General features: G+C 38.7%; 11 protein-coding genes. 9 read left to right on the plus strand and 2 right to left on the minus strand.

Translation table 11 applies throughout. The annotated features are described in order from the left end of the window. Positions 1-334 precede the first annotated feature (334 nt). From JG479_RS19685 to JG479_RS19710, 6 genes are all read left to right on the plus strand, one after another. Positions 335-1,072, plus strand: a complete 738-nt coding sequence (locus JG479_RS19685; RefSeq protein WP_193227030.1) for a substrate-binding periplasmic protein — start codon at positions 335-337, stop codon at positions 1,070-1,072. A gap of 10 nt (positions 1,073-1,082) precedes the next feature. Continuing rightward, positions 1,083-1,823, plus strand: coding sequence for a substrate-binding periplasmic protein (locus JG479_RS19690; RefSeq protein WP_002962095.1), 741 nt, complete (start codon positions 1,083-1,085; stop codon positions 1,821-1,823). A gap of 291 nt (positions 1,824-2,114) precedes the next feature. Continuing rightward, positions 2,115-3,713, plus strand: coding sequence for an ABC-F family ATPase (locus tag JG479_RS19695; protein WP_076914907.1), 1,599 nt, complete (start codon positions 2,115-2,117; stop codon positions 3,711-3,713). Between the two features lie 634 nt (positions 3,714-4,347). Next, on the plus strand, positions 4,348-5,091 hold the full coding sequence (locus JG479_RS19700; RefSeq protein WP_149603426.1) for a ferredoxin--NADP reductase: 744 nt from the start codon (positions 4,348-4,350) through the stop codon (positions 5,089-5,091). Positions 5,092-5,342: 251 nt separating this feature from the next. After that, the gene (locus JG479_RS19705; protein ID WP_002962106.1) at positions 5,343-6,086 is read left to right on the plus strand and encodes a nuclear transport factor 2 family protein; all 744 of its coding nucleotides are present in this window, start codon (positions 5,343-5,345) and stop codon (positions 6,084-6,086) included. A gap of 9 nt (positions 6,087-6,095) precedes the next feature. After that, positions 6,096-6,416 (plus strand): hypothetical protein, encoded by a 321-nt coding sequence (locus tag JG479_RS19710; protein WP_002962108.1) that lies wholly within the window; start codon positions 6,096-6,098, stop codon positions 6,414-6,416. Between the two features lie 557 nt (positions 6,417-6,973). Here JG479_RS19710 and hemH read toward each other — a convergent pair. Together hemH and JG479_RS19720 are read right to left on the minus strand one after the other, a co-directional pair. Further along, positions 6,974-7,993: a ferrochelatase gene (hemH, locus tag JG479_RS19715; protein WP_024604224.1), complete on the minus strand. Its 1,020-nt coding sequence runs from the start codon at positions 7,991-7,993 to the stop codon at positions 6,974-6,976. Positions 7,994-8,067: 74 nt separating this feature from the next. Further along, positions 8,068-9,396 (minus strand): HD domain-containing phosphohydrolase, encoded by a 1,329-nt coding sequence (locus tag JG479_RS19720; protein WP_039488797.1) that lies wholly within the window; start codon positions 9,394-9,396, stop codon positions 8,068-8,070. Positions 9,397-9,620: 224 nt separating this feature from the next. Here JG479_RS19720 and JG479_RS19725 point away from each other — a divergent pair, with 224 nt between their 5' ends. From JG479_RS19725 to arfA, 3 genes are all read left to right on the plus strand, one after another. Further along, positions 9,621-10,574, plus strand: coding sequence for a sensor histidine kinase (locus JG479_RS19725; RefSeq protein WP_002963108.1), 954 nt, complete (start codon positions 9,621-9,623; stop codon positions 10,572-10,574). A gap of 255 nt (positions 10,575-10,829) precedes the next feature. Next, complete coding sequence (locus tag JG479_RS19730; protein WP_200220506.1) at positions 10,830-13,370, plus strand: TonB-dependent receptor plug domain-containing protein; 2,541 nt, start codon at positions 10,830-10,832, stop codon at positions 13,368-13,370. 192 nt (positions 13,371-13,562) lie between these two features. Next, positions 13,563-13,763 carry a ribosome alternative rescue factor ArfA gene (gene arfA, locus JG479_RS19735; RefSeq protein WP_024608457.1) on the plus strand — a complete coding sequence of 67 codons (201 nt, stop codon included), beginning with the start codon at positions 13,563-13,565 and terminating at the stop codon, positions 13,761-13,763. Positions 13,764-13,811 lie beyond the last annotated feature (48 nt).

Genomic DNA, 13,811 nt, shown 5'->3' on the forward strand with positions numbered 1-13,811 from the left:
CACCGCTCCTTGGCTAATCGTTTAACAGCTAAGACACTGTTAATACTGCATTCATTATTTGTTTAATCTACAGGAACAGGCGCATTAAATATAGGCTTAATAAGTAGAAATTTTTAAATTAATACGCCATTGTTATTAAGCACTGATGTTAAGTGATACATACGCAGTATAAAATTTAAAATGCAATACAAGCGCCCTTCTATAAACACCTGCATACTAGGCATTCTCATAATTACGGATGGTTTTTACATATTCACACAAACCCGTGCCGCTAAAATACAAAAGCTGGTTTATACTGTTGTAATAATGAGCAAAATAATAACTATGAGGCGTAATGAATAAATTAATTACCGTATTTTTATGTTTGCTGTTTACGGCTCCATTTAATGTATTTGCTTGTGAAAGAACCTTTAGCGTGGCATCGCACGATGCTTTTTGGCCGCCTTATGTAATGGGCATTAACGGTAAGCTGCAAGGCTCGGAGGTTGATGCACTGAACATTATATTTGCTGACTCCCCTTTTTGTTTTGAAGTTAAGTTACTGCCAAATTCTAAGCGGGCTTTTATTGAGCTTAAATACGGCCGTATTGATTTAGGGTGGGCTGCAAGTTATACAGACGAGCGCGCTAAATATGTGCACTTTAGTGATAACTACCGAACTGAGGTTATGCGCTTATACGAAAACAAAAATAATCAGCATAGCGTTAAAAACCTCGAAGACATTTTTAAACAAGGCTTTATTGTTGGCGCTAACTTTGGAAGCTATTACGGCGAGGAGTTTGAGCAATATAAAACTAAATATAAAAAGCAGATTGAATACACCAGTGCAACCAGTAAACGCTTTGAAATGCTTAATAAACAACGTATTGATTTTGCTATTGAAGACGAGTTAGTGGGGGCTTATTTTGGCAAAAAAGGTTCAAATATCAAATTAGTAACCAATATTGAGCATGTAAATAAAGACGATATTTATTTAATGTTTAGCAAACAAACGGTGTCGGTTACTGAGCTTGCAATAATTAATGAGCACATAAATAAAAACAAAACAGCACTAAAAGCGCTGTTTGAATAGTAGGAGCGTAATGAAAACTTTATTTTTAGCGTTTACAACGCTGCTATTTACTCAGTTTAACGCCCTTGCGTGCACTAAAACATTGGTAATGGGCACTAACGAAACTAATTGGCCGCCTTATCTTGTAAAACAAGGTGATACATTTTTAGGCACAGAAGTGGATGCTGTTAGGGCTATTTTTAAAGATTCAAAATTTTGTATTAAATGGACTTATTTCCCTAGTTTTTCGCGTGTTCAAGCTGAGCTTAAAAATGGTCGGGTAGATATAACCTACGCGGCAAGTTATACAGAGCAACGCGCTCAATATGCGCACTTTAGTTTGCCTTATCGCGAAGAAATAATGCTGCTTTATAAACATAAAGATTCGGCTGATGTAACCAGCTTGGCTGATCTTTTTAGTCAAGATTTTACAGCAGGTATTAACCGAGGAAGCTTTTTTGGTGATGAGCTTGAACAACTCAAAACCAAATATTCAAAACAGGTCGTGCTTACTGCTCAAGCAAATAATCGATTTAGCATGTTAGATAAAAAACGAATCGACTATGTTATTGAAGACTCCGTAGTTGCGCAGTACTTTGTAAAAAAACACTCCTCAATTTCGCAGGTAAAAACTATTACACCGATTAACGTTAACAATGTGCACTTTATGCTAAGCAAGGAGTCGCTAACACTTGATGACGTGGCGACTGTTAATCAGTTAATTACCAAAAACGAGGCGGCTATAAAGTCAATTTACCAACCTATGCATTAAAACATAGCTAATAACTTAGCTATTTGGCGCCCCCTCTTTAATATTGCTTGGCATTAGTAATTATTTACATTGTGGCTGTAAGCACATTCAACGCCGCATACGCTAAAAATAGTGACTTAAAACCGAGAATTGCCGTTATTTTTACTTGGTTATAAATTAGCTGCCTTTTATCTTTCATTCGTTGTGGCTGATCTGTATAATTCGCCAGCTAATTTACCCTATTGTCTGGTTCTTGTTTGTGGCGTTTTGCTGCAGCGTACTCCTGTCAGTACTAATCTAGGATTACCTTTTTTGATCTCCACCGCAAATATTACGATGCAGTTTGGCGCAGAGCCGTTGTTTGAAAACATTTCAGCTAAATTTGGTAACGGTAACCGTTACGGTTTAATTGGCGCTAACGGCTGCGGCAAGTCGACTTTCATGAAAATTTTAAGCGGTGCGCTTGTTCCAAGTGCGGGTAATGTGTCTATTACTCCAGGGTTAAAAGTAGGTAACCTAAGCCAAGACCAGTTTGCTTTTGAGCAATACAGCGTTGTAGACGCGGTAATTATGGGCGACGTGGAGCTTTGGAAAGTAAAGCAAGAACGCGAACGTATTTACTCGTTACCAGAAATGAGCGAAGAAGACGGTATGAAAGTTGCCGATCTTGAAAGTGTATTTGCTGAAATGGACGGTTACACGGCAGAAAGCCGCGCTGAAGAAATTTTGCTTGAAGCGGGTATCGATAAAGAATTTCATTACGGTTTAATGGCAAACGTTGCCCCAGGTTGGAAACTACGTGTGCTTTTAGCACAGGCGTTATTTGCAAACCCTGACATTTTGCTACTTGATGAGCCTACCAATAACTTGGATATTCATACAATTACGTGGCTTGCTAACGAGCTTAACAAACGTAAATGTACGATGATTATTATTTCGCATGACCGTCACTTTTTAAACTCGGTATGTACACACATGGCCGATATTGATTACGGTGAGCTGCGTATTTACCCTGGTAACTATGAGAAGTTTTTAGAAGCTGCGGGCTTACAACGCGAGCAACTTTTAGCTGAAAACGCTAAAAAGAGCGCTGAAATTGACGAGCTACAAGACTTTGTTAACCGTTTTGGTGCTAACGCTTCAAAAGCTAAACAAGCAAGTTCGCGCGCTAAAAAAATGGATAAAATTAAGCTTGATGAAGTTAAATCTTCAAGCCGTATGAGTCCATCGCTTTCGTTTGACGAAGGTAAAAAAATGTATCGTCAGGCGCTTGAAGTTAATAAGCTTGGCCATGGTTTTGATGGCGAAACGTTATTTAGCGGCGGCGACTTTTTACTTGAAGCTGGCGCTAAGCTTGCCGTAATTGGCGAAAATGGTGTGGGTAAAACTACATTTTTACGCTGTTTAGTAGACGAGCTTAAAAGTAACGAAGGCGAAATTAAATGGTCTGAAAATGCGAGCTTTGGTTATTGCCCGCAAGACAGCACTAAAGATTTTGATAACGATTTAACGTTGTTTGATTGGATGTCGCAATGGCGTACAGCTAAGCACAACGATTTAATGGTTCGTGGCATGTTAGGCCGTTTGTTGTTTACAGCAGACGATTCAAACAAAAAAGCGCGTAACTGTTCTGGTGGTGAAAAAAATCGCCTGTTATTTGGTAAGTTAATGATGCAAGACGTTAACGTGCTTGTTATGGACGAACCAACTAACCACATGGATATGGAAGCCATTGAAGCGCTTAATAATGCGTTGAAAGATTTCCAAGGTACGCTTATTTTTGTAAGCCATGACCGTGAGTTTGTATCGTCATTAGCTACACGTATCATTGATATTAAAGATAAAAAAGTAATCGACTTCCAAGGTACGTTTGACGAATACCTAGCAAGTTGTGAAGAGAAAAAAGCGTAAACTTTTTCTGATTGCTTATAAAAACGGTGCTAAATTTAGCGCCGTTTTTTTATGTGTAGAATTTGAGTTTAACTATAAAATTAATAAAGGCTTAAATAAATAATTCACTAAGAGGTTAAGAGACGCTACGCTTTTAGAGTCAGTGATAAAATACTCGTTTCTGGCTTGGTTCTTCTCATTTGCTCCTCTTTGGCTTCTCCTAGTGCAATAGTTTTTCAAGTAAATAGTTCACTAATGGTGATATAAGACGCAGCGCTTTTAAAGTAAGTGATAAAATACTCGTTTTCTGGCTTGGCTCTTCTCATTTACTCCTCTTTGGCTTCTCCTAGTGCAATAGTTTTTCAAGTAAATAGTTCACTAATGGTGATATAAGACGCAGCGCTTTTAAAGTAAGTGATAAAATAAAAAACACTGTTTTTTGACTTAATTTTTCTTAGTTACTGCGGCTTCGCTTTCCCTTATGCAATTAATGGCTCTTATCGCAGAGCTGATTATTCACATTATTTTATTGGTAAATTCTGCATACCTCACTGCTTTAAATCTAGTCATATTCTCCTGTAAGTCTTTGTCACTTAATGCTAATGTTGATGGAGTGAATTATTTAAAACTTTAATAGCTAAACCAAGAGGTAACTATGTCTAATTGGGTTGAAGCAACAGTAAAAAATGTCACGTGGTGGAGCGAAACACTCTTTAGCTTAACCGTTAATGCAAACGTAGAGCCGTTTAAAGCTGGTCAATTTACAAAGCTTTCAATAATGGATGGCGACAAACGTATTGCTCGGGCTTATTCATATGTGAATGCCCCTGAAAACCCCGATCTCGAGTTTTATCTTATTAACGTAATTGACGGTTTACTTTCTCCTCGTTTAGCTACATTACAACCTGGCGACACCGTATTAATAGAACAACACGCAACCGGCTTTTTTACCCTTGATGAAATACCACAAAGTGATCAACTTTGGATGTTAGGGACTGGCACTGCCATAGGCCCTTTTTTATCGATATTACAACAGCCCGATGTATGGAAAAAATACAAAACTATAAATTTAGTGCATGGCGTACGTTTTAATAACGACTTAAGCTATCAGGCACTTATTAACGAGCTATTAAGAGTGTATCCAGCACAACTTAACTATATTCCTGTTGTAAGTAGAGAGGAGCCATTACAAGGCTTAAGTGGGCGAATTACTAACGCAATTGAGAGCAACCGCTTGTTTGAATATGTAAAGTTAAACCCAAGGCCCAGTAACGCGCAATTTATGATTTGCGGAAATCCACAAATGGTAAAAGACACAACCGCGCTACTTCTCGATAAAAACTTTACGCGTAACCGCCGTAAAAACCCCGGCAATATTACGGTAGAGCAGTACTGGTAGGCTTCAGTGGTGGTATTAACTACCCGATAACGTTAAAATTTGCTATGTTGCACCCTTATACTAATTTTATCAAAAATATGATCATTCTATTGCCATTTAATAACTCACTAACTGCGTTAAAAGTTATTCATATAGAACAACTATATGTCACAATTTTCGCGTTGTTATTGCGCTATTTTTTAACGCTATAATAGATCGCCTATTTAATGTAATTGGTATTACACGTATTTAGTGTTCATTTTAGGAAAGTTATGAAACCGTTATCTATTATTTTAGCCTCATTAGTCACTACCGTTGCGCTAATTACTTATGCCGCAGAGCAAAGCGAGCCTGAGCAAAAAGAGCCGCAAGTTGAAGCTCAAACAAGCGTTGAAAAGCCAAAAGTTGAAAATGAGCAATCAGTAACTCAAACCAACACTGACGACAAAGTAAATACGCTTGAATACAAAGCGCCAGAGCTTAAAAAGCCAACAATTGATGCGACTAAACCAGACGATTCAAAAGTATTAGGTAACGAGCAAATTAAACCTGCTGAAAAGCCTAAAAATAAAATAGAAAAAGCAGTGGCTGTAGCCGAAGCTGAAAAAGCAGTAACGCAAGCAAAAGAAGCACTTACAGTTAAGCAGCAAACTAAAGCTAAACAATCGCGCGAATCACTTGCTGTGGTAGAGCAGCTAGTTAAAGCATATAACGCACGTAACATTGAAGAGTTTCTTCGTGTATATGCCGAAGATGTTGAGTTTTATATTTTCCCTAATGAGCTATTATTTAAAGGTAAAGAAAAACTAATAGAACGTTATGGGCTAATGTTTAAAAAGTTAAAGTGTATTCACTCATCACCAATTAAGCGCATAGTGCACGGTGATATAGTGATTGATCACGAACTTTCAGAAACTTGTTCAACTGATGAAAACGTAGTTGATAAACGCTCAGAACTTATTTCGAGTTATCAAATTAAAGATGGGAAAATAGTACGCGTACTGTTTTTTAGATAAAGGCTTTAAATGCAAATAAATGACGACAAAAAAATTCGCTTAATGTATCGCATTGAGCCAGGTTGCCTTGGACCTAAGGGTGCTGAGCATATTGAAGATTTTTGTCGTTTTGCAAACAAGCATATTAAATCCCCCTTTTATGGCCAATTTGTATTTTTACCACGTTACGATAAAACCATAGACGAGCGACAATACAGCGTTAACAGCCGTAATTTATCACTTGCTCAGGCTCGGGCTTACTTAAAGCACTTTGATATTAATATTGAAGAATTTGAAGAACAACTCGACGAGCTCCTCACAAAAGCGATTGATTTATACTTTAAGCGATAGCGTTTAATTGCTGTTGCTTAGATATTGCCTCCCCTCAAACGTACATTTTTATTTATTTTAATTACTATTAAATAATATAAGTAATTTCTTTCACAAAGATAAGGTAATCAGTAATAACTGAGAAAAACCAGATCGGCCAATATGTATCACTTACTTTAAAAGCGCAGCGCCTCTTAACCTCTTTGTGAATTAATTAGCTCTTTAAAAGCTTTTATTTGCACAATGAGAAGTAAAAGAGGAGTAAATGAGAAAAGCCAAAAACAGTATTTTTATGTTTTATCACTACTCTAAAAGCGCAGCGTCTCTTAAGCTCTTTGTGAATAATTAGCTCTTTAAAAGCTTTTATTTGCACAATGAGAAGTAAAAGAGGAGTAAATGAGAAAGCCCAAAACAAAACCAGTATTTTTATGTTTTATCACTCACTCTAAAAGCGCTGCACCTCTTAACCTCTTTGTGGATTAATTAACTAAATATTTTAAAAGCATTAAAAACAAAAAAAGCGGTGTTAATTTTAACACCGCTTAATGCGAAATATATTTAGCTTTAGTAAGCTTGGGTTACAACATAGGTTTTATAACATCAAACACAGCTTCTATATGATCGTCTCTGTCGTTTAGTGCCGCTATGTAACGGTATTTTTCGCCGCCTGCGTTTTCGAATATTTCACGGTTTTCACCTTCTAGCTCTTCAAGTGTTTCTAGGCAGTCGGCGCTAAAAGCAGGACTTATAATAGCTACATCAGTAATACCTTCATCAGGTAAGGCTGCAAGGGTTGCGTCGGTATAAGGCTTTAACCACTCTGCTTTACCAAATCGACTTTGAAAAGTACTAATTACTTTGTCTTTATCAAGGCCTAGTTTTTCAACAACTAAACGCGTGGTTTGTAAACATAGGCAATGATACGGATCGCCGCGCTCTAAAAACAATTTAGGCATACCGTGATACGAAAAAACAATTTTTTGTGGCATACCATTCGCTTCTAAATCCTCACTAATACTATTAGCAAGCGACTCAATGTAACGGGTGTTTTTATGATAGCCATTTATAAAATGAAGTTCTGGCACCCAGCGCCATTTACGCAGTACGCTCGATACAGCATCAAACGTAGAACCCGTAGTTGGGCTAGAATATTGCGGGTACATTGGTAAAATAATTATACGCGTTAAGCCTTTATCACGAAGCTCTTCAAGGCCTGCCTCTATTGAAGGGTTGCCATAACGCATTGCCATTACTACTTCAGTATTGGTATAACCTTGCTCTTTTAATAAGGTATTTAACTTTACACTTTGCTGGCGAGTAATGTGGGTAAGTGGTGAGCCGTTTTCGGTCCATATACTCTCGTATAATTTAGCCGAACGTTTTGGGCGTACGCGTAAAATAATGCCATGTAAAATTATCATCCATACCAAGCGTGGTATTTCTACAATGCGTGGATCTGATAAAAATTCGCGTAAATATGTACGAAGCGCAGCCGCTGTTGGTGCATCAGGGCTGCCTAAGTTAGTTAGCAGTATTCCCGTTTTTTGGTTAAAACGCCCATCATGGGGGTTGTCAGTAACCGCAGAAAATCGCGACACAGAGTGCTCCTTCAAGCAAATTCAATAATCTATTTTATGCACATTGTAACGAAAAAAACTGCGGTTTAGATCAATCATTTAGCAGTTTTCACCATTATTCTGAACGGGGTTGGTTTTTTCGATTCTAGCTGTTGGAGTTTTTCTATCGATTTACTGCCAAATACATGACCTTTGGGCAGCAACATTATGCCCGTATGGCTGTGTAGAGCATGGCCCAGTACCATTTGCTCTTTGAGTTCATGGGCGTTACAAATTAGCACTGATCCTGCTGAACTTTTTTGTTCGTGTAGTTTTGCATGGCTTGCTTCAAGTGCACGTACAATTTTAGGATGATAAAACGATCCACTATAAAGTTTTACACTTTCGAGTGCGTCATCGTGGCGCTGCTTTTCATCACTTGCATTGCTCTGCTCAAACGCGTCCCAATAGTCGCGCGCTAAACCTAGCACCATAGCGCCTATAGGGATGTCGTTTCCGGCAAGGCCTTTGGGCATTCCGTTTCCGTTAAAGCGCTCAAACTGATAATAAATAGCATCCGATAAGTCATGTAAATGTATTGCTGGCATTAACATTAATTGTGCGGTACTTGGGTGAGTATAAAAGGTTTTACGTTGTTGCTCGCTTAAGCGGTTAACTGGTTTTTTATAAAGATCAGGATCCATAGCAAGCAAGCCTATTTGCGCCAAGTAACCAGCCATAGGGGCAAGATCAATGCTTTTTTGCGACAAGTTTAAGTAAAGTGCTATTTGTGTGCAGGTATTAGCAATATTTTGTGCTTTGTTGCCATCTAGGTAAGGGTTTGCGTTAACAAAATTATATAGCAGCTCTACGGTCGATTTATGCTCTTGTTTTTCGCGCTCGTTGGCGTCTTCAAGCTTTTTTAAAACCTGTTTTATTTGTAAGGTGCGTTTTTCTACTCGTTGTTCAAGCGAATTATTAAGCTCTAGCAACTCTTGGTTTTGCGCTTTAACTTGTGCCTCTAATTTTTGATTTTGTTTTTTTAGTGCAAATTTTTCTAGGCTATCTCTAATGCTACGAAGTAATAAATCGTTTTGCCAAGGCTTTTGAATATAACCATTTATTTGGCCTTGGTTAACAGCCGCTAAGGTGGTTTGTATGTCGGCGTAGCCGGTTAATAAAATGCGTTGGGTGTCGGGTGCCAGCGCACGTGCTTTTTCTAAAAACTCGGCACCGTTCATTACCGGCATACGCATATCGCTAATAATTAAACCAAACTCATGATTTTTAAAAAGCGTTAGTGCACTTTGCGGGTTATCGCAAACAATAACCGAAAGGCCATTTACTTCAAGTAGCCGTGTTAACGTGCGTAGTACTATTTCATCATCATCAATGCAAAGTACATCAACCTGATTTATTGGTGTGCTTGGTGTTACTTGAGTCATTGAGTCGCCTTTAAATTACTTCTGGTTAAATAATAGCTTAAAAAAATACTCTATGGTGTGTTTGTGCCTACCTTTTATATTAAGTGGTATTTACATAATGGAGTTATTAGCAATAAGTGGATAATTACTTATGCAAAATATTAGGCCTTGGCTGCACTAAAGTTGCAAATTTGCATACAGACGACTAAACGTTATGTATAAAGTTATCTATATGGATGAAGGGAATGGATGGATCAGATGGTAATTTTGAACGTGCTTTTTTAAACGAACAAAAGCTGCGCTTAGCTGCAGAGCAATTACTCAAAGATAAAAGTAGCGTTTTAGTTGCCATAAATAATGAACTACAAAAAAAAGTAGCCGACTTAGAACACCAACAAATGCTGTTTGTGCAAACAGAAAAAATGGCGACCTTAGGTACACTGAGCGCAGGCGTTGCCCACGAAATAAATACCCCGCTTGCCTATGCAATGAGTAACGTAGAGAGCCTACAAAACGCAAGCCCTTTACTTGTAGCGCTGCTAAAACTTAACGAACAATATTTAAATAACGAAATTAAAGAGAGCCGTTTTAAACACGAAATCGACATACTCAATTTACAGTATCCGTACGCGTGGATTTATAACAATTTGCAGGGGCAAATTAACGATAGCGTTGAAGGACTTAAACGTATAAAACAAATAGTGCATGACTTATTAAACTTTGCCCACCCCACCTCTTCGCAAGATAAACAATTAGCCGATGTAACAACGGGTGCTAATAATGCTTTAAGATTACTAAGTAGCAAACTTAAATTATGCGAAATAAAAACGCGGTTTGAACCCCTACCACTCATTTGGTGCAATTTATCGTCAATTAATCAGATTTTTGTAAATCTTTTAATGAATGCTTGGCAAGCTTGCGAGTTAGATTTAGAAAAAGGCTGCATTATTGAAGTCAATATTTTTGAACTCAACACAAATATTTGTATTGAAATAAAAGATAACGGTTGTGGCATGAATGAAGACACAATAGCGCATATGTTTGACCCTTTTTACACAACAAAAGAAGTCGGAAAAGGCACCGGTATGGGTATGACACTTGTATACGCTATGGTGAGCGATCACGGTGGAAAAATAGAAGTTAACAGTACATTAGGCACAGGTACGACCATTCGCTGCCTATTACCTTTAAAAGTGTAAAATAACGAACAAAACCACATTGTAAATAAAGTGTTAAACATTATTTTTTTTGATGTTTAATCCTTTATTAGCATGTATTTTAATCGATTTGATGTGGTTTTTTCTTATCTTGAAGTTTATTTGCATACTTAGACCAAATATTTAGTTTTTTTCATTTCTTTTTGTTTGCATATGTTGCTAGGATGTTTGCAACAGGTTATGAGCATCATAACCACACACATATTATTAAGAATACAAAAAAACAGGGTCGTCACTATGTCAACATACCGTTTAAACACACTTGCTGTAGCCGTTGCTTTCGCGTTTAGCGCACCAAGCATTGTTAACGCAGAAGAAGCACCTGTACAAGCTGCTAAAAACATTGAGCAAATATCTGTATTAGGATCGCGTGTATCTAACCGCACCTCTACAGAGTCTTCTTCTCCTATTGATTTAATTGACGCGGATGATTTAACTAAAGGTGGTTTTACAGAATTAGGCCAAAGCCTTCAAGCGACAGCGCCTTCATTTAACTTTTCGCGTACACAAGTATCAGACGGTTCTGATTTATTTAGACCCGCAACACTTCGTGGTTTACAGCCAGATCAAACTCTTGTGTTAGTAAATGGTAAACGTCGTCATAACCAATCAATTTTTGGCCTTAACGGTACAGTAGGCGCAGGCGCTGCGGGTACTGATATGAATGCCATTCCGCTAACAGCGCTTAAAGGCGTTGAAGTATTACGCGACGGCGCTGCAGCGCAGTATGGCTCTGACGCTATTGCAGGTGTTATTAACTTATCTCTTAATAACTCAACCGGTATTACAACGGGTTTTGTACAATACGGCGGCACAAGTGAAGGTGACGGCGACACTATTTCAGCAGGTTTAAACCGTGGTTTTGAATTAGGTAACGAAGGCGGCTTTATTAACCTATCGCTTGAGTACCGTGATGCCGACGGCACTAACCGCGCAGAGCGCGATACGGGGGGTTCGCTTAATGTTGAACCAGGTACGCTAAGTGAAGATGTACGCTGGGGCCAAGGTAACTCAGAAAGTGAATTTACGTCGTTATTTTACAACATGGCATTACCAATGGGCGACGGCGAGCTTTACTCGTTTGGTGGCTACTCTGAGCGCACGGCGCTGGGTAATGGTTTTTACCGTAATTTTAACGAAGCGTCTAAAAACGTAACCCAAGTATATAGTGATGGTTTTTTACCGCGCATATATAACGAAGCACAAGATATTTCAGTCGCGCTTGGTTTTAAAGGCGATATAAACACAGACTGGACTTACGATGTATCGGCTGTTTATGGTGAAAACCAATACGATTTTACATCACGCAATACATTAAATGCTTCTTACGCGGCTGAGTATTTATTTAATAACCCAGATGCAAACGATGCCGACATTGCAGCAAACTCAGGCCCTACTGGCGGTTACTCAGGTGGTTTTAGATTCGATCAAACAACGGTTAACCTTGATGTAAACGGTATTGTAGATATTGGCCGTGGTGAACCTTTATATGTAACAGTAGGCGCTGAATATCGTAAAGAAAACTACGAAATAGTGCCTGGCGATGAAGCATCATACGCCTGTGGACTAGCAAATATGGATACCTCGTACCCATCAGTAAACGATCCGGATCAATTTGCACAGTGTGGTTTTCAGGCTTATAACGGCCTACGCCCTGAAGCGGCTAACGACAGCGACCGTAACAGCTACGCAGTTTATGTAGACGTAGAAACCATGATCACCGACGCATGGAACGTAAGTGGTGCGCTACGTTATGAAGATTTCTCAGATGCTGGGGATGATTTAATTGGTAAATTAGCAACACGCTATGAATTTTCAGATGACTTTGCAGTACGTGGTGCACTGTCTACTGGTTTTAGAGCGCCATCACTTCAACAAAGTGGTTATACAGCTTTTACAACTAACTTAGGCTCAGACGGCACATTAACGCAGTCGTTCACAGCAAACACCGGTACAGCCTTCCCAAGTGCGCTAGGCGTAGATAGCTTAGAGCTTGAAACTTCAACAAACTACAGCGCAGGTTTTGTTTACGATGTAACAAGCGAGCTTTCGTTAACGGTTGATTTTTACCGTGTAGAAATTGAAGACCGTATTACACTTGGCAGCTTGCTTTCGGCTGACGACGTATCGTTTAGCTCAGAAGCGGTTGCAGCGCTACAAGCAACTGGTGCAGTGCAAGCTAACTACTTCTCAAATTCGGTTGATTCTACTACGCAAGGTGTTGATATTATTGCATCGTACCGCACTGAAGTTGAAGGCGGTAATTTAGGAGTAACCTTTGCAGGTAACCTAAACGATACTAAAATTGACAGCGTAAACGCAGAAGACGGTATTCCTGAAGCGGTTGCTTTTGACGATTTACAACGCAGCTTTTTTACCGACGGACAACCGAGCGAACGTGCAACGCTTACGTTTGACTACGAACGCGATGCCTACACATCAACCATTCGCTTTAACTACTTTGGCGAAACAGATGTAAAATACTTTGGTAACGACCATATTTCATTACCAGGTGAGCTTTCGCCTACGGGTTCATTTAAACCAACAAGTACGGTTGAGTCTGCTGTGTTAGTTGATTTAAATGTTAGTTACCAAATTAATGACATGTTTGCGCTTTCGGTGGGTGCCGATAACGTATTTGACGAAACACCAGATGAATTAGGCGACGACGAAGTACTTAACTTTATCACCAACGGCGCATTTAAATACCCAGTACGTGCATTGCCATACGGTTTTGACGGCAGAACGTATTACGCAAAAGTAAGCTTTAGTTTTTAATTTATAAAGTAAACTAAGTAATTATAAGCGCAGTTATTAACTGCGCTTTTTTATGCTTTTTTATTATTAAAAAACTACCAAATGGATGTTAAAAATACTTGCGCGGTTGAAAATTAAGCCTACAATCGCCATCTCTTAAATAGGCTAATATAAAAGCCTCTTTATTATTTAACTTTAGTTGATAGGAAATATATGACTAAAAAATCTAAAGCAAAAACCGCAAATACCAGCGCGGTAGACACAGGGCGAGGCGTTATAAACCACAATGCACTAGCGGCATTGGTAACCTCTAAATTATTTAAACCACAAGTAGTTAAAGCTAAAAAAGGCAAAGGCTCGTTTAAACGCAACAACAAGCATTCAGGACAAGAGTCCTATTTAATCGCGGCTTAAATAGCACCGTTCAAATAGGGCTTTTGAATATAATAAGCGAGGTTTTAT

Source organism: Pseudoalteromonas sp. LC2018020214, from assembly GCF_016598755.1.
In the GTDB taxonomy this organism is placed as follows: domain Bacteria; phylum Pseudomonadota; class Gammaproteobacteria; order Enterobacterales; family Alteromonadaceae; genus Pseudoalteromonas; species Pseudoalteromonas distincta.